Annotated in this window: 16 protein-coding genes; 7 read left to right on the top strand and 9 right to left on the bottom strand. The window is 69.4% G+C overall.

The genetic code is table 11. From position 1 onward, the window contains the following. Positions 1-18 precede the first annotated feature (18 nt). The 6 genes from hutH to QTH87_RS18075 form a co-directional block, all read right to left on the bottom strand. A complete protein-coding gene (gene hutH / locus QTH87_RS18100) occupies positions 19-1572 on the bottom strand; it encodes a histidine ammonia-lyase (RefSeq protein WP_286611145.1) in 1554 nt (517 codons plus the stop codon). 62 nt (positions 1573-1634) lie between these two features. Further along, positions 1635-2447, bottom strand: coding sequence for a histidine utilization transcriptional repressor HutC (gene hutC, locus QTH87_RS18095; protein ID WP_286611143.1), 813 nt, complete (start codon positions 2445-2447; stop codon positions 1635-1637). A 19-nt stretch (positions 2448-2466) separates the two neighbouring features. Continuing rightward, complete coding sequence (locus QTH87_RS18090) at positions 2467-3246, bottom strand: ABC transporter ATP-binding protein (RefSeq protein WP_286611140.1); 780 nt, start codon at positions 3244-3246, stop codon at positions 2467-2469. Continuing rightward, the gene (locus tag QTH87_RS18085) at positions 3246-4106 is read right to left on the bottom strand and encodes an ABC transporter permease (protein WP_444812806.1); all 861 of its coding nucleotides are present in this window, start codon (positions 4104-4106) and stop codon (positions 3246-3248) included. Before QTH87_RS18085 ends, QTH87_RS18090 begins: the two co-directional genes overlap by 1 nt. A 15-nt stretch (positions 4107-4121) precedes the next feature. Next, complete coding sequence (locus tag QTH87_RS18080) at positions 4122-5087, bottom strand: ABC transporter substrate-binding protein (protein WP_286611219.1); 966 nt, start codon at positions 5085-5087, stop codon at positions 4122-4124. 651 nt (positions 5088-5738) lie between these two features. Further along, positions 5739-6653 (bottom strand): LysR family transcriptional regulator, encoded by a 915-nt coding sequence (locus QTH87_RS18075; RefSeq protein ID WP_286611138.1) that lies wholly within the window; start codon positions 6651-6653, stop codon positions 5739-5741. An 86-nt stretch (positions 6654-6739) separates the two neighbouring features. Between QTH87_RS18075 and QTH87_RS18070 the strand changes: the two genes are divergently transcribed. The 3 genes from QTH87_RS18070 (at position 6740) to QTH87_RS18060 (ending at position 11206) form a co-directional block, all read left to right on the top strand. Continuing rightward, entirely contained in the window at positions 6740-7975 is a 1236-nt protein-coding gene (locus QTH87_RS18070; RefSeq protein WP_286611137.1) for a CaiB/BaiF CoA transferase family protein, read from the top strand. Continuing rightward, positions 7972-9114: an acyl-CoA dehydrogenase family protein gene (locus QTH87_RS18065; protein ID WP_286611136.1), complete on the top strand. Its 1143-nt coding sequence runs from the start codon at positions 7972-7974 to the stop codon at positions 9112-9114. The genes QTH87_RS18070 and QTH87_RS18065 overlap by 4 nt, the downstream gene beginning before the upstream one ends. A 115-nt stretch (positions 9115-9229) precedes the next feature. Further along, positions 9230-11206 (top strand): RecQ family ATP-dependent DNA helicase, encoded by a 1977-nt coding sequence (locus QTH87_RS18060; protein WP_286611134.1) that lies wholly within the window; start codon positions 9230-9232, stop codon positions 11204-11206. A 22-nt stretch (positions 11207-11228) separates the two neighbouring features. Here the strand turns inward: QTH87_RS18060 and QTH87_RS18055 are convergent, their stop codons facing one another. Both QTH87_RS18055 and QTH87_RS18050 read right to left on the bottom strand, forming a co-directional pair. Next, the gene (locus QTH87_RS18055) at positions 11229-12797 is read right to left on the bottom strand and encodes a S41 family peptidase (RefSeq protein ID WP_286611133.1); all 1569 of its coding nucleotides are present in this window, start codon (positions 12795-12797) and stop codon (positions 11229-11231) included. A gap of 53 nt (positions 12798-12850) precedes the next feature. After that, positions 12851-15172, bottom strand: a complete 2322-nt coding sequence (locus QTH87_RS18050) for an ATP-binding protein (protein ID WP_286611132.1) — start codon at positions 15170-15172, stop codon at positions 12851-12853. 120 nt (positions 15173-15292) lie between these two features. Between QTH87_RS18050 and QTH87_RS18045 the strand changes: the two genes are divergently transcribed. The 3 genes from QTH87_RS18045 to QTH87_RS18035 all read left to right on the top strand — a co-directional run bounded on the left by QTH87_RS18045 (position 15293) and on the right by QTH87_RS18035 (position 18836). Beyond that, complete coding sequence (locus QTH87_RS18045; protein WP_286611130.1) at positions 15293-16492, top strand: threonine ammonia-lyase; 1200 nt, start codon at positions 15293-15295, stop codon at positions 16490-16492. 93 nt (positions 16493-16585) lie between these two features. Further along, positions 16586-16738 (top strand): hypothetical protein, encoded by a 153-nt coding sequence (locus tag QTH87_RS18040; protein ID WP_286611129.1) that lies wholly within the window; start codon positions 16586-16588, stop codon positions 16736-16738. Positions 16739-16964: 226 nt separating this feature from the next. Next, positions 16965-18836: a phosphoenolpyruvate carboxykinase (GTP) gene (locus QTH87_RS18035; RefSeq protein WP_286611128.1), complete on the top strand. Its 1872-nt coding sequence runs from the start codon at positions 16965-16967 to the stop codon at positions 18834-18836. A gap of 81 nt (positions 18837-18917) precedes the next feature. Here the strand turns inward: QTH87_RS18035 and QTH87_RS18030 are convergent, their stop codons facing one another. After that, complete coding sequence (locus tag QTH87_RS18030) at positions 18918-19460, bottom strand: hypothetical protein (RefSeq protein ID WP_286611126.1); 543 nt, start codon at positions 19458-19460, stop codon at positions 18918-18920. Positions 19461-19567: 107 nt separating this feature from the next. Between QTH87_RS18030 and QTH87_RS18025 the strand changes: the two genes are divergently transcribed. Next, positions 19568-20545: a LysR family transcriptional regulator gene (locus tag QTH87_RS18025; protein WP_286611124.1), complete on the top strand. Its 978-nt coding sequence runs from the start codon at positions 19568-19570 to the stop codon at positions 20543-20545. Positions 20546-20550 lie beyond the last annotated feature (5 nt).

Below are 20550 nucleotides of genomic sequence, written 5' to 3'. Positions count from 1 at the left end.
TGAGGTGTGTGGCGAGGATCAGGCGCGGCTCGGCAGGATCGCCTGCACGGCCTCGGGCCAGCGGCCCTGCCGCGCCCACAGGCGCATGGCCTCGATCGAGGGCGCGAGGAAGCGGTCCTGGTCGATGAAGTCGACGCGCTCGCGGATGGCCGCGAACTCGACTTCCAGCAGCGGCGAGCTCTTCGGGCCGCGCTTGAGCTCGATGCCCTGCGCCGCCGCCATCGCCTCGATGCCGACCACGACCGCCGTGTTGTCGACCATCTCGGCCAGGCGCCGTCCGGCGAAGGTGGCCATCGACACGTGGTCTTCCTGGTTGGCCGAGGTCGGCAGGCTGTCGACGCTGGCCGGATGGGCCAGCGACTTGTTCTCCGACGCCAGCGCCGCGGCCGTGACCTGCGCGATCATGAAGCCCGAATTGACGCCGCCGTCGCGCACCAGGAACGGCGGCAGGCCCGACAGTCCGCTGTCCAGCAGCAGCGCCATGCGGCGCTCGGAGATGGCGCCGATCTCGGCCACCGCGAGCGCGATGATGTCGGCCGCGAAGGCCACGGGCTCGGCGTGGAAGTTGCCGCCCGAGATCACGTCGCCGTTGTCGAAGACCAGCGGGTTGTCCGAGGCCGCATTGGCCTCGATGCGCAGCACCCGCGCGGCATGGGCGAGGTTGTCGAGGCAGGCGCCCATCACCTGCGGCACGCAGCGGATCGAATAGGGGTCCTGCACGCGGCCGCAGTCGACATGCGAGTCGACGATGCGGCTGCCGTCGAGCAGCGCACGCACCGCGCCGGCCACCGCGATCTGCCCGGCCTGCCCGCGCGCCGCATGGATGCGCGCGTCGAAAGGCTTGACCGAGCCCTGGATCGCCTCGAGCGACAGGGCACCCGCCACCAGCCCCGCGGCCAGCACGTCCTCGGCGCCGAACAGGCCGGCCAGCGCGAGCGCGGTCGACACCTGCGTGCCGTTGAGCAGTGCCAGGCCCTCCTTCGGCCCGAGCACGAAGGGTGCGAGGCCGATGCGGGCCAGCGCGTCGGTGCCCGTGACGACCTCGCCATCGGGCGTCGTGACCTCGCCCTCGCCGATCAGCACGCAGGCCAGGTGGGCGAGTGGCGCCAGGTCGCCCGAGGCGCCGACCGAGCCCTTGGAAGGAATGCGCGGCAGCAGGCCCGCGTTCGACAGCGCGAGCAGCGCGTCGACCAGTTCGGGCCGCACGCCCGAATGGCCGCGCGCAAGGCTCACGGCCTTGGTCGCGAGCACCAGCCGGACCACGCCGGCCGGCAACGGATCGCCGGTGCCGGCGCTGTGCGAGAGCACCAGGTTGCGCTGCAGCTCGGCCAGCCGCTCCTTGGGAATGATGGTCTGGGCCAGCTTGCCGAAGCCGGTGTTGATGCCGTAGACGACGGCACCGCCTTCGACGATCCGGCGCACCGTCTCCTGGGCCGCGACCAGGCCCGCACGGGCTGCGTCGTCCAGCGCCAGCTGCACGCCGCCCGCATGCACGCGGCGCAGCGCGGCAAGGTCGACGGCGCCGGGCGTGAGCACGAGGCGTTCGGCGGTGGGTTGGGAGGGATGTGTCATGGGAGATCCTGTCTATACAAGTAGTGCCGCGCGAAACCGTGAACCGGGTCTTCTCGCGGCCATCAGCCGAAGGTGGGGTTGCCGTCCGATCGGAACCGGCTGCCCAGCCGGTAGCGCGAGGACGGATGCAGGCAGCGCACCACGGTCACGGGCACGCCGCGGGTCCAGGTGCGGCGGGTGAGCAGCAGGCAGGGTTCGCTCACCGGCATGGCGAGGCGCTCGGCCTGCTCGGCGGTCGGCAGCACCGCGTCGACCACGTGTTCGATCTGGTCGAACGGCACGTTGCGCACCAGGTATTCGCTCGGCGGCAGCCGCGCGAAATCCTGCTCGAGAAAATCGGGCACCACGCGCGGATTGACGTAGCGGTCCTCGAACTGCACGGGCACCTCGTTCTCGAGGTGCAGGCAGACGGCGTGGAACACCGATTCGCCGGGCCGCAGGTCGAGCCAGACCGCGATCTCGGGTGCCGCCGCGACGCGCTCGGCGACCAGGAATTCGCAGCGGTAGTCGTGCCCGCGGGCGCGGATCTCGCTCGCGATGTTGGCGATCTGCAGCAGCGTCGACTGCGGCTTGTCCTCGGCGACGAAGCTGCCGACGCCGGCCATGCGCACGATGCGCCCCTGCTCGACCAGCTCGCGCAGCGCCCGGTTGACGGTCATGCGCGCGATGCCGAACTGCGCCACCAGCTCGCTCTCCGAAGGCAGGCGGTGGCCGGGCGGCCAGGAGCCGTCCTGGATCTTGTGGCTGATGAAGACCTTGACCTGCTCGTAGAGCGCGAGCGCCGGCGCGCCCGCCGCCGCGGCAGCGCTCTTGCTGCTGCTGCGGTGTGCGGCCGGGCGGCCGGGGACACTCTTGCGGGCGGTGGCGGAAGTCATTTGATGAGGGCGGTGGCGTTCAATGCTCGGCCGCGGCCATGGACTCGGCGCGGATCTCTTCGGTGAGGCGTGCCTTGATGTCCATGAATTCGGGCGAGGTCTTGATCGTGTAGTGGCGAGGATGCGGAAAGTCGACCTCGATCTCGGTCTTGATGCGGCCCGGCCGCGCGCTGAAGACCGCCACGCGGTTGGCCATGAAGATGGCCTCGTCGATGTCGTGCGTCACGAACAGCACCGTCTTGCGCGCCGACTCCCAGATGCCGAGCAGCAGCTCCTGCATCAGCACGCGGGTCTGGTTGTCGAGCGCACCGAAGGGCTCGTCGAGCAGCAGCATCTTGGGGTCGTTGGCGAGCGCGCGCGCGATCGCGGTGCGTTGCTGCATGCCGCCCGAGAGCTGCTTGGGGAAATGGTGCTCGAAGCCGCGCAGGCCGACCTTGGCGATGAAGTAGTCGCTGCGTTCCTTCTGGTCGGCTTCGCGCATGCCGCGCTCGCGCAGTCCGAACCGGATGTTCTGCTCGATGGTCAGCCAGGGGAACAGCGTGTAGCTCTGGAACACCACGCCACGGTCGGCGCCCGGGCCTTCGATGGTCTGGCCGTCGAGCAGCACGCGGCCCTCGGTCGGATGATCGAGCCCGGCCACGATGCGCAGCAGGGTCGACTTGCCGCAGCCCGAGGGGCCGAGGATGGTGACGAAGTCGTTTTCCCTGACCTCGAAGTCGATCGGCTGCAACGCCTGGGTCTTCTGGCCGCGCGCGCCCGTGAAGGTGCGCGACACGCCTTGAATCGACAATTGGTTCATCACAGCGTGCTCCATGCGAAGAGGCGGCGGTTCAGGGCCTTGAATGCGAAGTCGGAGATCAGGCCGATCACGCCGATGACGATGATCCCGAAGATGATCTGGCCAGTGTTGAGCAGCGCCTGGCTGTCGGTGATCATGTGGCCGATGCCCGAGGACGAGCCGATCAGCTCGGCGACGATGACGTAGGTCCAGGCCCAGCCGAGCACCAGGCGCAGTGCCTCTGCGATGCCCGGCGCGGCGCCCGGAATCAGCACGCGCGCGATGATGCCGCGGCTGTCGGCACCGAGCGTGTAGGCGGCCTCGACCAGGTCGCGGCGCGCGCTGCCGACGGTGATGGTCACCATCAGCGTGATCTGGAAGACGGCGCCGATGAAGATCACGAGCAGCTTCTGCGCCTCGCCGATGCCGGCCCAGAGGATCAGCAGCGGAATGAAGGCCGAGGCCGGCAGGTAGCGGCAGAACGAGACGAAGGGCTCGAAGAAGGCCTCGACGGCCTTCCAGGTGCCCATCGCGATGCCGAGCGGCACGGCAATGATCGAGGCCAGCGCGAAGCCGCCGAAGACCCGCCACACCGTCATGCCGATGTCGTGGTGGAAGTCGTACTGCGTGAACAGCATGACACCCTCGCGCACCATCGTGGCCGGGCTGGCCAGGAAGGTCGGCGACACGAAGCCGCCCAGCGTGAAAGCGCCCCACACCACCACGAAGAAGACGAAGAAGCCGGCGCCCAGCAGCCAGCGCGCCCGCGGGCTCACCGGCTCGAGCGGCGCCAGCGCCCGGCGCCGGCGGCGGGCCGGAGCGGCCGCCGCGCTGGCGGGGATCATGGGTTCGCGGGAATTCATGATGGGCGTCGCGCTCATGGTCGTGGTCTTCGCTTACTTGACGAAGCTGGTGTCGTACGTGACGGCCAGGTCGTCCGGCGCCTTGCGGATCACGCCCGACTCGAGCAGGATCACCTGCGCATCCTTCATGAAGGGCACGAGTTCGGTGGCGAAGAACTTCTGGTTGGCGGCCTTGTCGGACCAGCGCAGGAAGGCCGACGACTTCGCGAACTGCTCGCCGGTCTGCTTCACGGCCGCACCCATGATCTCGTTGGACTTGGCGGGATCGTTCTTGATCATCTCGACCGCCTCGAAGTACGAATTGGCCAGCGCCTGCGCTGCCTTCGGGTTGGCCTTGAGCCAGGTCGGCGCGCAGCCGACGGTGTCCATCACCATCGGATAGTCGAGCGTGGTCGCGAGGATCTTGCCGGCCGCGGGGTTGTTGCGCACGGTCGAGAGGTAGGGCTCGTAGGTCATCGCCGCATCGTTCTGGCCGGCCACGAAGGCCTGCGCTGCGGGCTGCGGCTCGAGCGAGACCAGCTTGACGTCCTTCATGCTCATGCCGTTCTTGTTGAGCATCCAGGCCAGGCCGAAGTACGGCGCGGTGCCGGGGGCGCTGACGCCGATCGACTTGCCCTTGAGGTCGGCGAAGCCCTTGACGTCGTTGCGCACGGCCAGGCCGTCGGCGCCGTAGGACTTGTCCATCTGGAAGATCTGCACGATCGGCACGCCGTTGGCATTCCAGGCCACGTGGGTCTCGACCGTGGTGGCGGCGCACTGGATCGCTTCCGAGGCCAGGGCCAGGTGGCGGTCCTTCTGCGGAATCATGCGCAGGTCGACCTCGAGCCCGTTCTTCTTGAAGATGCCTGCCTTGTCGGCCAGCGTGAGCGGCGCGAAGCCGGTCCAGCCGGACATGCCGAGCGTGATCTTGGTGTCTTGCGCGTGGGCGCTTGCCGCCATGCCTGCGATACAGGCGCCAGCCGCCAGCAGCGAGGCGATTTTTCCGACCGTGTTGACCATCATGGTTCTCCAGTTGCGTTTCAGTTGTTCGGCTCGCCGGCCCGCGCGAACGAGGCGCCCTTCCAGCTTGCGGCCGAGTTTTGTCCACCGTCATGCACCTGTATATACAGATTAACCCGAAATTCGGGTCAACCGACAGTTGCCCCGCCCCTTGTCAGTGCGAATGCTTGGTGCGATGCACCAATATCTGTCTAGACAGGAGGCTTCGACGGCGAATGGCTTGCTGGATTGCAAGCGGCGTGCCAATTCGGGACCGCGCTCGGACGGACGCGGACGCGGACGCGGACGCGGACGCGGCCGCGTCCGAGACCGAGACCGAGACCGAGACCGAGACCGAGACCGAGACCGAGACCGAGACCGAGACCGAGACCGAGACCGAGTCCGAGACCGAGTCCGAGTGCCCGAAGCCGGCGACGTCGAGGGTCGTCGACCAGCGGGGGTTCTGGGTGAGGCGTTGGAAGGTCGGCGCAGCCGGGGTGTCTGCCGGTGGGGCGGTTTCACGGCGCGACCCACACCCCCAGCTACGCCGAGCAACCGCCCGCCCAACTACCTCGCCACGCCACGCCGCCACGCCGTCACGCCGCAAAACGACAACCGCCAGGCGCGAGCTCTCGCCGACGTTCGAACGCCATCACCCCTCGAGCCGGCCGCTCAGCGCGTCAGCGCGTCCGACTCCTTCGCGAACCCGGCCTGCACCACCGCCGCAAAGGGCTCGGCGAGCGGCGACGCGAAGCCGGGGTCGTTCGGGTAGGCCAGCACCACCGACTGCAACGCCAGTTGCCCGCGCAGACGGCGGCAGGCGATGCGCTTGCCGTCATACGCATGGTCGCGCAGCGGCCGGGTCGTGAGCAGCGAGACGCCGAGGCCGTTGGCAACCAGCGCACGCACCATTTCGAGCGAGGCGGTCTCGTGCGCGATGCGCGGCGTCGCGCCGCAGTCGCGAAACAGCGAAAGGAAGTATTCGCGGCTGTGCGGCAGATTGATCAGCACCAGCGGCTCGCGCGCCAGATCGGCGATGCGCAGGCTGGCGGCCTGCGCCAGCCGGTGGCCCCATGGCAACAGCGCGTAGGGCCGCAGCTGCGCCACCGGCTCGAGTCGCACGCTGCGCGCGAGGCCGACGTCGTAGATCAACGCCACGTCCAGCGCACCGCGCTCGAGCATGCGAGTGAGCGTCTCGATGTCGGCCTCCACCAGCTGCACCTCGATCGCGGGATGCGCCTGGCCCATGCGCGCGAGGATGCCCGGCAGCCAGCGTGGCGCCAGGGTGCTCAGGCAACCCACGCGCAGCAGGCCCGACAGTTCGCCGCTGTGCGGTGCGGCAAGCGTGCGCGCCTGCTCCAGCAGCGCGTGCGCCTCGCGGTGGCGCCGCGCCCCCGCGCCCGTGAGTTCGAGCCCGCGCGCATGCAGCCGCACGAACAGGAGCTCGCCCCACAGCGCTTCCAGGTCGGCGATGGCCTTGGAGATCGAGGGCTGCGAGACGCTGAGCGCTTCGGCCGCACGCGCGGCGCCGCCATGGCGGGCAGCGGCGACGAAATACTCGAGCTGGCGCAGGTTCAGATGAATCATGTTTTTTGATCCAGGGCATCAAGGATGAGTATTTTCAATTGATTCAGCCCTGACCGACCATCGCGGCTTCTCACCAAGGAACCGCCATGACTCCACCCGGCCGCCCGCTCGACGGCATCCGCATCCTCGATTTCACGCGCGTGCTCGCGGGCCCGCTGTCCACTGCGCTGCTGGCCGACCTGGGCGCCGAGGTGATCAAGATCGAGCCGCCGCAGGGTGACGACTACCGCGCCATCGGTCCGATGAAGAACGGCCAGAGCGCGCTCTTCACGGTCATGAACCGCAACAAGAAGAGCCTGGTGCTGGACCTCAAGCAGCCGCAGGCCGTGGCGCTGGTGCGGCAGCTGGCCGAGCGCGCCGACGTGGTGGTCGAGAACTTCCGCCCCGGCGTCGCCGAGCGGCTCGGCATCGGCCCCGAGGCGCTCTCGCGTCTCAACCCCAAGCTGGTCTACGTGAGCGTGTCGGGCTTCGGCCAGACCGGTCCCTATGCCCACCGGCCGGCCTACGACATCATCGTCCAGGCCATGAGCGGCCTCATGGAAGCCACCGGCGAGCCGGACGGCGCACCCACGCTGGTCGGCGAGGCCGTCTCGGACGTGGTGGCCGGCCTGTTCGCCTCCTGGGCCACGCTGGCCGCATTGCTGCAGACCCAGCGCACCGGCGTCGGTCAGCATGTGGACGTGGCGATGTTCGACACCACGCTGAGCTTCCTCGCCACCTCGATGGCGCGCTTCCTGTTCACGGGCAAGCCGGCGCGGCGGGTCGGCAACCGGCATCCGCTGTCGGCGCCCTTCGGCGTCTATCGCGCGGAGGACGGCCACTTCGCGCTCGCCGTGCTCAACAAGAAGCTGTTCGATGCGCTCGCGGCAGCGATGCAGATGCCCGAGCTGGCGCTCGACCCGCGCTTCGCGAGCGACGAGAGCCGGTCGGCCCACGAACCGGCCCTGCGCGCCCTCATCGAAGGCTGGGCCGGCGCGGATCCGGTCGCCGAGGTCGTTGGGCGGCTGGACGCCGCGGGCGTGCCGGCCGCACCGATCTGGAACATCGCGCAGGCACTCGAATCGCCGCAGGCCGAGGCGCGCGAACTGCTGCGAGCGGTCGAGGACGAGCGCCTGCCCGGACTCCGGCTGCCCACACAGCCCGTGCGCTTCGGCGGCGCGGCGTCGAACCGCACCGAACGTGCGCCGGCGCTGGGCGAGCACACGGACGAACTGCTCGCAAGCCTGCTCGGCTGCGGGCTCGACAAGCTGGCCGAACTGCGCGCCGCAGGCGCCTTCGGCGACATCGCTTCCAGCCCCACCCATTCGAAGGAGCAGGCATGACCCCCCGACTCGGCGTCACCCAGGACGACCAGGCACTGGCCGATGCGGTCGCGCGCTATGCGGCCGAGGCCATCGCGCCCGAGGCACGCGCGATCGACGAAGAGGAACGATCCGCCACCTGCCACGTGCCCGGCCTCGCGGCGCTCGGCGTGATGGGCATGAACCTGCCCGAGCGCTGGGGCGGCGCCGGCGTCTCGCCGACCGCGATGCTGCTGTCGCTGGTCGAGATCTCGCGTGCCTGCGCCGCGACGTCCTCGATGATCGGCGCCCACTACCTGGGCACCGACGCCGTGCTGCTCGGTGGCGACGATGCGCAGCGCGCGCACTGGCTGCCGCGCGCTGCGAGCGGCGAGTGGCTGGCCGGCTTCGCGCTGACCGAGCCGCGCGGCGGTTCGCACCCGGCCGACCTGCGCACGCGTGCCGTGCGCGAAGGCAACCACTACGTGATCGACGGCGTGAAGCATTTCATATCGAACGCGGCCGAGGCCAGGTTCCTGGTGGTCTTCGCCAAGACCGATGCCGATGCGGGTGCCCGCGGCGTCAGCGCCTTCGTGGTCGAGCGCGATTCGCCGGGGCTCACGGTGTCCTCGCCCGAGAAGCTCATGGGCATCCGCGGCGGCCATGCCTTCGAGGTCGCCTTCGAATCGGTGCGCGTGCCGGCCGCAAACCGGCTCGGTGCCGAAGGCTCGGGCTTCAGGACCGCGATGAAGGTGCTCGACAACAGCCGCCTCGACGTCGCCGCCACCGCGCTCGGCATCGCCGAGGCGGCGCTCGCGGCCGCGCTGGCCTGGGCCCGGGAGCGCCGCATCGCTGGCGAACCGCTGGCCGAGCGCCAGGGCATCCAGTGGATGCTGGCCGACATGAAGCTGCGGCTCGAGGCCAGCTGGGGGCTCACGATGCAGGCGCTGGCCCTGCGCACGGCCGCCCAGCCCTTCACCCTGCAGTCGGCCATGGCCAAGCTGCATGCCTCCGAGATGGTGGCCTTCGTCGCCGACACCGCGCTTCAGATCCACGGCGGCTACGGCTTCACGCGCGAGATGCCGCTCGAGCGCTACGTGCGTGACGCCCGCATCCTGCGCATCTACGAAGGTTCCTCCGAGATCCAGCGCAACATCATCGCGCGCATCGTGCTGGGCTGAACGCGCGCCAGGGGGCGTTCGGAGACAATGGGCAGCGCGCGCACGGGAGGTGCGCGCGCATTCCCAGCGATTCCGCGCTGCGCTGCCCCGGCACCGGGGCACGCCGCAACCAACCATGGCGTCCCCCTTGTCATCCCAGGCTTCCGAAATCCAGCCGATCGCACCCGAGACGATCCTTCACGAAACCTTCGGCTATCCGCAGTTCCGTGGCCCGCAGCAGGCCATCGTCGAGCATGTCGTGGCCGGCGGCGACGCGCTGGTGCTGATGCCCACCGGCGGCGGCAAGTCGCTGTGCTACCAGATCCCCGCCATCGCACGCCAGCGCGCCGGCCATGGCGTCACGGTGGTGGTGTCGCCGCTGATCGCGCTCATGCACGACCAGGTCGGCGCGCTGCACGAGGCCGGCGTCGACGCCGCCTTCCTCAACTCCACGCTCGACTGGGAGCAGACGCAGGAGGTCGAGCGCCGCATGCTGCGCGGGGAGATCACGCTGCTCTACGCGGCGCCAGAGCGCGTCAACACGCCGCGCTTCCTGTCGCAGCTCGATTCGCTGCGCGAGCGCGGCAAGCTCGCGCTGTTCGCGATCGACGAGGCTCATTGCGTGAGCCAGTGGGGCCACGACTTCCGCCCGGAATACCGCGCGCTCACGGTGCTGCACGAGCGCTATGCGGGCGTGCCGCGCATCGCGCTCACGGCCACTGCCGACGCCCTCACGCGCGCCGACATCGTCGAGCGGCTTCAGCTCGAGGAGGCGCGCCAGTTCGTCTCGAGCTTCGACCGCCCCAACATCCGCTACACCATCGTCGAGAAGAAGGAGGCCACCACCCAGCTGCTGCGCTTCATCGAGCGCGAGCACGAAGGCGATGCGGGCGTGGTCTATTGCCAGTCGAGAAAGCGCGTCGAGGACGTCGCCCGCACACTGGCCGATGCAGGCATCAACGCCCTGCCCTACCACGCGGGCCTCGACGCCGCCGTGCGGCAGAAGCACCAGGACCGCTTCCTGCGCGACGAAGGCATCGTCATGGTCGCGACCATCGCCTTCGGCATGGGCATCGACAAGCCCGACGTGCGCTTCGTCGCCCACCTCGACATGCCCAAGAACATCGAGGGCTACTACCAGGAGACCGGCCGCGCTGGCCGCGACGGCGCGCCTGCCGACGCCTGGATGGCCTACGGCCTGCAGGACGTCGTCAACCAGCGCCGCATGATCGACGAGAGCCCGGCCGGCGAGGAATTCAAGCAGGTCATGCGCGGCAAGCTCGACGCCCTGCTGTCGCTGGCCGAAGCCAGCGATTGCCGGCGGGTGCGGCTGCTGGGCTATTTCGGGGAAACATACGAGCGCCCGGCCGACGCCGGCCCGCCCCAAGACGGCCGCGGCCCCCTCGGGGGGCAGCGAGGACACGACGTGCCGAGCGTGGGGGCCACGTGCGGGAATTGCGACAACTGCATCACGCCGCCGCAGGTCTGGGACGGCACCGACGCCGCGCGCAAGCTGCTGTCGACCATCTACCGCGTGCAGCAGCAGAGCGGCATCAGCTTCGGCGCCGGCCACATCATGGACATCCTGCGCGGCAAGACCACAGAGAAGATCACGCAGTTCGGCCACGCGTCGATCAGCACCTTCGGCATCGGCAGCGAATTCAGCGAGGTGCAGTTGCGGGGCGTGCTGCGCCAGCTGATCGCGATCGGCGCGGTCGCGGTCGATGCCCAGGCCTACAACACGCTGCAGCTCACCGACGGCTCGCGCGCGGTGCTCAAGGGCGAGACCCAGGTGATGCTGCGCGAATCGATCACCTCGCCCGCCGATCGCAAGCCGCGGCGCGAGAAGGCCGCGCGCGGCGCGCCCTCGCCGGCCGCCGCCGCGCTCGACGCCAACGGCCAGGCCCGCTTCGCGGCGCTCAAGGCCTGGCGCGCCGAGGTCGCCAAGGAACACAACCTGCCGGCCTACGTGATCTTCCACGACGCCACGCTGGCCTCGATCGCCGAGCGCGCGCCCGCGACGCTCGAGGACCTGCAAGGCATCAGCGGCATCGGCAGCAAGAAGCTCGAGGCCTACGGCAGCGAGGTGCTGCGCGTTTGCAGCGCTTTCTGAGCCCCGCAGCGCCGCGGTCGACTCAGGGCAGCGCGACGATCCGGTTCTCGCGCAGCGGACTGCGCACCAGATAGGGCACCCCCTCGGCTTCGGCCTTCACCAGCGCAGCCGAAGCCTTCGCGGCCGGCGCCGCGGGGCAGCTGCCGGTGTTGCGATAGGCCAGCGCCGCCGCCAGCCGGGCCTCGGCCGGATCGCCGAGCGCATGGCCGAAGTCGTCGGCCACCGCACAGGTCGGCGCGAAGCCGTCGCCGTAGTCGCCGAAGCCCTGCTGGTTCACGCCCTGGAACTGGATCGCGAAGTAGGTGGTGCCGCAGTTGTCCTGCGGAAAGAAGCCATAGGGCTTGCCGCAGGTGGTGCCGCCCACCAGGTTCACCGCCACGCCGACGCCGCGCAGGCCATTGATCACCGACTCGCTGGCCGAGCAGGTGTCCGGCCCCGCGAGCACCGTCACGCGCGAGAGACCGAGCTGCGGCAGCGGCTGGCCAGCGGGCACCGAGAAGCCGCGCGAGGTCGCGTGGAAGGGCAACGTGGTCTGGGCCGGCGTGAGGCCGAACGGGTTCCTGGCATTGAACTGCAGCCGCTCGAAGGTGGTGCCGCCGGTGGCGGCCGGCGCCGCGACCATGAAGGCTAATTCGCTCGCGATGTCGAGCAGGCCACCGCCGTTGTAGCGCATGTCGATCACCAGATCGACCACCGCGGCCGCCTTGAGCTGCTGGATGGCGGCCACCAGCGGCGCTTCGGCGTTTGCCATGTGGTCGTTGAAGAGCAGGTAGCCGACCGGCCCGCTCGCGCTGGCGATCGTCTTCACGTTCTGCACCGGCTGGCGCGTGATGCGCTGCGATGTCAGCGTCACGCTGCGCAGGCTGCCGTCGGGCGCCTGCAGCCGAAAGCCGTGCGATTCGCCCTCGCGCGCGGGCGCCAGCGCCGCGTTGAGCGCTGCGACGTCGGCACCGTTCGCGACCTCGATGCCGTCGACCTCGACCAGGCGCGTTCCGCGCTCGATGCCCGCCGCGGCCGCGGGCGATCCGGGCTCGGCGAAGGCCACGCGCACGTCACGCGGCGGTGCGGCGCTCAGGAAGGCCAGCTCGAGGCCGTAGCCGACTTCGATCCCGCTCTGCGCCGAGGCCCGGTAGGCGGCCGTGTCCTGCGTGAAATGGAAGCGGTCCCTGGGCCGCCCGGTGGCCGTCGTCGCCGGTGTCTTGAGCACCGCAAAGTAGGCTTGCGGCGTGGCGTAGTCGCGCGCGGCCAGCGTCGTCGGCACCTGGTCGAACCAGAGGTAGGTCTCGTCGACCCAGGCCCGCACCCAGGACTTCTCGGTATCGAGCGAGCCCGCGCGATCGGGGAAGGCGGCGCCGGTGTCGGGGTCGACGCCGAAGCGCGGCGCTGCGCACTGGCCCTGGACGCTCGAGGCAGCGACGATCGGCTCGCTGCTCTCGGCAGGTGGCGCCGGCGCGGCTGCGACGGGCAGCGGCAGCGCGGCGCCACCTCCGCCACCACCTCCGCCACCGCAGGCGGCCAGCAGGCAGGCGCCCGACAGGATCGCCACGCCCACGGCGCGTCGCGCGGCGTCACAGGCACGCGCAGACTTCATGGGACGCACTCCCTCGCGCAGCGATGGCACCGCGCGCCTCTTGTGATCGGCTTTTATTGGACGAATCCCATGCCGCGGGATTCGCGGACTTCGGGCTTGATGCGATGCTCCGCATCAAGCTGGTCGAGAAACTCGTCCTGCGAGAACTCGACCGCGAGGATGTCGGTCTGGCGCTTGACGGCCGCGAAGTCGCCCGGGCACAGCTGCGGCAGCCTGGCCAGGCGCGCCCGCGCCGGCTCGGTGAGCCGCGTGACGTCGCCGCCGAGCGCCTCGGTGACGAACATGCGCTCGCGCTGCTCGCCGGTGAGCGGCATGAACTTGATCTTGAAGGTGAAGCGCCTGAGCGCCGCCTGGTCCAGGCGGTCGAGCAGGTTGGTGGTGCAGACGAAGATGCCGTCGAAGCGCTCCATGCCCTGCAGCATCTCGTTGACCTCGGTGACCTCGTAGGTGCGCTGCGCGCCGCGGCGGTCCTGCAGGAAGCTGTCCGCCTCGTCGAGCAGCAGCACGGCCTTCTCGGCCTCGGCTTCCTTGAACATGGCGGCCATGTTCTGCTCGGTCTCGCCGACGTACTTGCTCATGAGGTCGCTGGCCTGCTTGACGATCAGCGGCCGGCCGATCGACTTCGCGATGTGCTCCGCCAGCGCGGTCTTGCCGGTGCCCGGTGCGCCATAGAAGCACAGCGTGCCGTGGCCGCGCGCCTTCAGCGCCTCGACGATGCGCGGGATTTCGAAGCGCGTCTCGACGTTGAGCATGTCGAGGTCGTAGGTCGTGACGCTGCGGCGTTCGCCGACGCCGTCGAGCGTGCCGAGCGCGAGGTCGGCATTCTTGAGCTGGCGCTCGATCAGGGTCTCCATCGAACTGCCTTCGGCGCTCGCGAGCCCCGCAAAACGCACCGCCGTGCGGATCTGGGCCGGCGTCAGGCCCTTGCGGCCCGCGAGCTTGGCCGTGAAGGCCTCGGTGACGCTGACGCCCTCGAGCGTGCGGCGCACCAGCTGCTCGCGCGCGCCGGGCGGCGGCGACTTCAGCTCGAGGTGGTAGGCGAAACGGCGCCGGAAGGCGGGATCGATCTGCTCGATGCGGTTCGTGACCCACAGCGTGGGCACCGGGTTCGATTCGAGGATCTGGTTGACCCAGGCCTTGCCGCTCACGCTGCCGCTGGTGGGCGAAGGGATCTGCTCGGCGCGCGCCATGAACTGCGCAGCCTCGGTGCTGATCGGCGGGAACACGTCCTCGACCTCGTCGAACAGCAGCGCGGCCTGCTCGCTGCCCTTCAGGAAGACCTGGGCGATCTGCAGCGAGCGATAGCGGTCGCGGCCCGAGAGCGAGTTGCCGTCGCGGTCGGCGTATTCCACCTCGAACAGCTCGAGGCCCGCGGCCTGCGCCACCACTTTCGCGAGCTCGGTCTTGCCGGTGCCCGGCGGGCCGTACAGCAGCACGTTGACGCCGGGCTCCTTGCGCGCCACCGCCGCGCGCAGCAGCGTGACGAGCATCTGGGCATCGTCCTGCACGAAGGAGAAATCCTGCACCGAGAGCGCGCTCTTGGCGGAGGGCCGCGTGAACACCGCCATCAGCTCGTTGCGATCGCGGTATTCGCGCATCAGCACGGGCGGCAGCTTCTCGCTGACCTTCATGAGATCGGCGAGGTCGGTGATGTTGTGCTCGGAGATCAGGTTCTCGACCAGCCCGATGCGCTCGAGCCGCGATCCGGCGCGCAGCGCCTCGCCGACCTCGCCCGCATTGACGCCCGCCACTTCGGCGATCGCCGCATAGGCCTCGGGTGCGTTGTTGACCTTGAACTCGACCAGCAGCGAGCGCAGGTCGCGCTGGTAGCGCGCCAGCGTGCCGTAGAGCAGCAGCGCGCGCTCGGCCTTGTTGAGCTGCAGCAGCCCGGCCAGCGCATCGATGTTCTTCTCGACCAGCGTCGACTGCTTGCGCAGCGCCTGGGTGAGCCAGTCGCGCGTGACGGACAGCACCGAGAGCAGGTCCTTGGGCTGGTCCTTCGCGTATTCGTCGAGGTAGAAGAAGAGCGTGCCCTCTTCGTAAGGGCCGCGCCAGACGCCGTGGCGGTCGAGCAGCGTGCGGCCGTCGAAGGCCTCGACGCCCTTCCAGACCTCGTTCCCTGCACAACGACGGCCCAGGAATTCGCGCAGGCGCTGCAGCACGGGCAGCGGCCACACCAGATGGCGGCCCGTGAGCGACAGCAGCCCATTGAGGTCCCGGCGCACGTTGAAGCGCGGCCCCTGCTTGGCGGCGAGCGTGAGCACGAAGTGCGAACACATGAGTTCGAGCACCGGTGCTTCCTTGAGTCCGGGCGACGGCAATGCGTGGCCGCGCGAGGCGGCAGCCACAACATCGACACCGGAACGCTTGACCATCGGGCGACCTCCAGCTAGGGGCAGGGTGAATCTGGAGCGACCATAACGCAGACTTTTGGCTTCGGGAAGCCTGCCGGCGCGAAATACCCTGATGTCGGGAATCCATCCACAATCGCCTGCATGGTTGGAATCGAAGACATCGAACGCGCCGCGGCCCGGCTCCACGGGCAATTGCTCGACACGCCCTGTGTCGAATCGCGCACGCTTTCCGAGATCGTCGGCGCCCAGGTCTTCCTCAAGTTCGAGAACCTGCAGTTCACTGCATCCTTCAAGGAGCGCGGCGCCTGTAACAAGCTGGTGGACCTGTCGGAGGCCGGCACGCGCGGGGTGATCGCGATGTCGGCCGGCAACCACGCCCAGGGCGTGGCCTACCACGCACAGCGGCTCGGGCTGCGCGCGATGATCGTGATGCCGCGCTTCACGCCGGGGGTGAAGATCGAGCGCACGCGCGGCTTCGGCGCCGAGGTGGTGCTGCATGGCGACAGCCTCGACGCGGCGCGCGCGCACGCGCTGGCGCTGGCCGAACGCGAAGGCCTGGCCTTCGTCCACCCCTACGACGACGAGGCGATCATCGCGGGCCAGGGCACGGTGGCGCTCGAGATGCTCGACGTCGTGCCCGATCTCGACGTGCTGCTTGTATCGGTCGGAGGCGGCGGGCTGATCGCCGGCATGGCGGTGGCCGCGAAGGCCCGCAAGCCGGACATCCGCATCGTCGGCGTGCAGACCTCGCGATTCCCGGCGATGGTGAACGCGGTCCAGGGCACCCAGCATCCGCAGGGCACGAGCACCATCGCCGAAGGCATCGCGGTCGGCACGCCGGGCCTGCTGACGCGCGAGATCATCGCGCGCGAGGTCGACGACCTGCTGCTGGTCGACGAGGGCGACATCGAGCAAGGGGTGCTGATGCTGCTCGAGATCGAGAAGACCCTGGTCGAGGGCGCCGGCGCCGCGGGCCTGGCGGCGCTGATCCGCCATCCCGAGCGCTTTCGCGGCCAGCGCGTGGGCCTGGTCCTCTCGGGCGGCAACATCGACCCGCTGCTGCTCGCCGCGATCATCGAGCGCGGCATGGTGCGCGCCGGCCGGCTCGCTCGCGTGCGGGTGAGCGCGCGCGACGTTCCGGGCTCGCTGGCCCATATCACGGCGACCGTGGCGGAAGCGGGCGCCAACGTCGACGAGGTGCATCACCAGCGCGCGTTCACCATGCTCGCAGCCCAGAACGTCGACGTCGAGCTCGTGCTGCAGACCCGGGGCCGCGACCATCTCGCGAGCGTGCTGGCGGCGCTGCGCGAGGCGGGATTCCAGGCGGTCGAGCAGCGCTGAAACCGCCGGCGGGAAGCCCTGGCAACCCCCTAGACCGCGTCCCGAGGTCCAACCGGTAAAATGCGCCCAGTCTTGCGAACCCAAGGAATCCCGATGTCCAACCCCACCCCCATCGAGCCCGGCCACGCGGCCGCGGTCGAAAAAGACGCCGTCGAGTCGATCGTTCCCCTGATGCCCATCGTGCTGCCGCTGGTTGGCGGCGTGCTGATGCTGTTGCTGGCCTCCATCGCCATCTACGTGGCCTGAACGCGGGTTTCCCGCTGCCGCGGCGCCGCCTTGTCACGCGCGCGACTCGGCAACCCCTGCAGTCCGGCCTGCCCGGACCCGCCGCCGCATCGGCGGTTTCCCCGATTCCATCGGGCTTCCTTCCAGACATCCTTCAAGGCGCCAAGCGTTTTCTCCAACGGATCTCGACAGCCGCGGCGTCGCGTCCCGTTAGAAAAGACGATTTTTGCAACTTAGGAGACTGAAGATGAACGCACCGCTGAAGGGCCTCGCCATGCAGGCGCCGGCCTATGTACGCAACGCGAAACTGATCGCGTGGGTGGCCGAAATGGCCGCCCTGTGCAAGCCCGCGCAGATCCACTGGTGCGACGGCAGCGCCGAGGAATACGACCGGCTCTGCCAGCAGATGGTCGACGCCGGCACCTTCAAGAAGCTCAATCCGGCCAAGCGTCCGAACTCCTTCCTCGCCACCTCCGACCCGAGCGACGTCGCGCGCGTCGAGGACCGCACCTACATCTGCTCCGCCACCAAGGAAGACGCCGGCCCGACCAACAACTGGATGGCGCCGGCCGAGATGCGCGCCACGCTGCAGCCGCTGTTCGACGGCTGCATGCAGGGCCGCACGATGTACGTCGTGCCGTTCAGCATGGGCCCGCTGGGCTCGCCGATCGCGCACATCGGCATCGAACTGTCCGACAGCCCCTACGTGGCGGTCAACATGAAGATCATGACACGCATGGGCCGCGCGGTGTACGACGTGCTCGGCGCCGACGGCGAGTTCGTGCCCTGCGTGCACACGGTGGGTGCACCGCTCGCCGACGGCCAGAAGGACGTCGCCTGGCCCTGCAACAAGACCAAGTACATCGTCCACTACCCCGAGACGCGGGAGATCTGGAGCTACGGCTCGGGCTACGGCGGCAACGCGCTGCTCGGCAAGAAGTGCTTCGCGCTGCGCATCGCCTCGAAGATGGGCCGCGCGGCCTCGGAGGGGCCCTCCGGTAACCCAGGCTGGCTGGCCGAGCACATGCTGATCCTCGGCGTGACCAACCCGACCGGCAAGAAATACCACGTGGCGGCCGCCTTCCCGAGCGCCTGCGGCAAGACCAACTTCGCGATGCTGATTCCGCCGGCCGGCTTCGACGGCTGGAAGGTCACGACCATCGGCGACGACATCGCCTGGATCAAGCCCGGCGCCGACGGCAAGCTGCACGCCATCAACCCCGAGGCCGGCTACTTCGGCGTCGCGCCCGGCACCAACATGCAGACCAATCCGAACTGCATGGCCAGCCTGGACCGCGACGTGATCTTCACCAACGTGGCGCTGACGGACGACGGCGACGTCTGGTGGGAAGGCATGAGCGAAGCCCCTGCCCACGCGATCGACTGGCAGGGCAAGGACTGGACCCCCGCGATCGCCAGGGAAACCGGCGCCAAGGCCGCGCACCCGAACGCCCGCTTCACGGTGGCGGCCACCAACAATCCCGCGCTCGACGAAGCCTGGGACGACCCCAAGGGCGTCGCGATCGACGCCTTCATCTTCGGCGGTCGCCGCTCGACCACCGTGCCGCTCGTGACCGAGGCCCGCAACTGGGTCGAGGGCGTCTACATGGCGGCCACGATGGGCTCCGAGACCACCGCCGCCGCAGCCGGCCAGCAGGGCGTGGTGCGGCGCGATCCGTTCGCGATGCTGCCGTTCATGGGCTACAACATGAGCGACTACTTCCAGCATTGGCTGGACCTCGGCAAGAAGCTCGAGGCCTCGGGCGCCAGGCTGCCGAAGATCTACACCACCAACTGGTTCCGCAAGGGCGAGGACGGCAAGTTCGTCTGGCCCGGCTACGGCGAGAACATGCGCGTGCTCAAGTGGATGATCGACCGCATCGAGCAGAAGGCCGATGGCTCCGAGCACGTGTTCGGCGTCAGCCCGCGCTACGAAGACCTCAACTGGACCGGCCTCGACTTCAGCGCCGAGCAGTTCAGGACCGTGACCAGCATCGACAAGGCTGCCTGGCTGGCGGAACTGAAGCTGCATGCCGAGCTGTTCCAGCAACTCGCGCACCATCTGCCGCAGGAACTGCCGGCCACCAAGGCCGCGATCGAGAAGCGGCTCGCGGCCTGATCGTTCGCGTTCGCCCACGAAAAAGCCGCCCTCGGGCGGCTTTTTCTTGCGCTGGCCGGCTCGGGTTGCCGGCGATTCGACTCAATAGTATTGGCCGAGGTTGACGCGGCGCATCGCTTCGTAGAGCGAAGGGATGCGCACGTTGGCCGAGCGCTCGGCGACGCGGTCCAGCGAACGCGAACGGCCCACCAGCGGTGCCTCGACATCGGCCTGCTGCTGGTGCGTGGCGATGATGTTCAGTTCGCTGAGGATGCGCGGGTCGTGCTGGGCGTAGGCGAGGAACTTCTCGTCGGCGCGGGCGGCTGCGCGGCGGGCGGCGCCGGCGCGGCCCGATGCGATCACGCGCACGGCCAGCGAACGCGCGGTGCCGGCGAACAGGGCCAGGCCGAAGAAGGCCACGCCCCACAGCACCCAGGCCATCAGCAGGCCGCCTTCGTCGGTGGTCGCGACGAGCTTGTCGGCGACGACGAGCATCGACGAGACGATCGCCGCGAGCAGCAGCGCGGACAGGCCGCGGGCCCCGTCGAAGCCCCGGCGTGCAGCGCGGACGCGCTCGACGACGGCCTCGGCGCGCTCGACACCGGGATGGGAGATGGGTTGGTCTACGTGAACGAAGCTGGTCATGATGTACCTCCAGGAGGGACGAATGGCAGGAGCCGATGCAGTGATATTAGGGCTTACCCTAGTGTTTTGCCACTTTATCTTGATGATGTTTATCATTCACGCAGCTTATGGACGTTAACTTTCGCACACTGGATCTGAATCTGCTGCGTGTGTTCGACGAGGTGATGGCGGAGCGCAACCTGACGCGCGCGGCGCGCAACCTCTCGATCACCCAGCCGGCGGTCAGCAACGCGCTGCGGCGACTGCGCGACGTCGTGGGCGACGAACTGGTGCATCGCTCGGGCGCCGGGGTCGAGCCGACGCCACGCGCCCTCGCGCTCTGGCCGACGGTGCGCGACGCGCTGCGGCAGCTGCAGCACACGCTGGCGCCGGGCGAATTCGACGCCGGCATCGCCGACACCACCTTCCTGCTCGCGATGGCCGACGCCACGGCCGCCGAGCTGATGCCGGGCCTGATCGGGATCGTGGAGCGCGAGGCGCGCGCCATCTCCCTGCGCGTGCTGCCGCTGACGACGCGCGATCCGCGGCGGATGCTCGAGCAGGAGGAAGTCGACGTGGCGATCGGCTATTTCCCGGCCGTCATCGCGAGCCTGGCGGCGCGCGGGCAGTCGGGCGTGGGCGTGCCTTTCGAGAGCCAGCGGCTCTACGTGGGCGAATACGTGTGCGTGATGCGCCGTGACCATCCGCTGGCCGGCTCGCCGCTGACGCTCGACGCCTTCTGCGCCGCGCGGCACCTGCTCGTGAGCTTCTCGGGCCGGCCCTACGGCTTCATCGACCAGACGCTGGGCGCCCTGGGGCGCGAGCGGCGCATCGTGGTGACGGTGAACCAGTTCTATACGGCCGGGCGGGTGGTCGCCAATTCGGACCTGCTGGCCGTGATGCCGCGCCACTTCGTGCGCGTGACCGGCATCGACGAGCAGCTCGCGCTGCGCGAGCTGCCGTTTCACCACCCGCTGGTGCACGTGGACGCGCTGTGGCACCGGCGGGCCCAGCATGCGCGCGCCCACGGCTGGCTGCGCGAGGCTCTGCTGCGTGCGGCCGATGCCGCTTTCGCAGGCATGCCGCCCGCAGAGTGGGCGAACTAGCCTTG

It is taken from the genome of Variovorax jilinensis (assembly GCF_030316885.1).
Lineage (GTDB): Bacteria > Pseudomonadota > Gammaproteobacteria > Burkholderiales > Burkholderiaceae_C > Variovorax > Variovorax jilinensis.
Note: the sequence above shows the minus strand (reverse complement) of the source record. Positions and strands in the feature narration are given on the sequence as shown.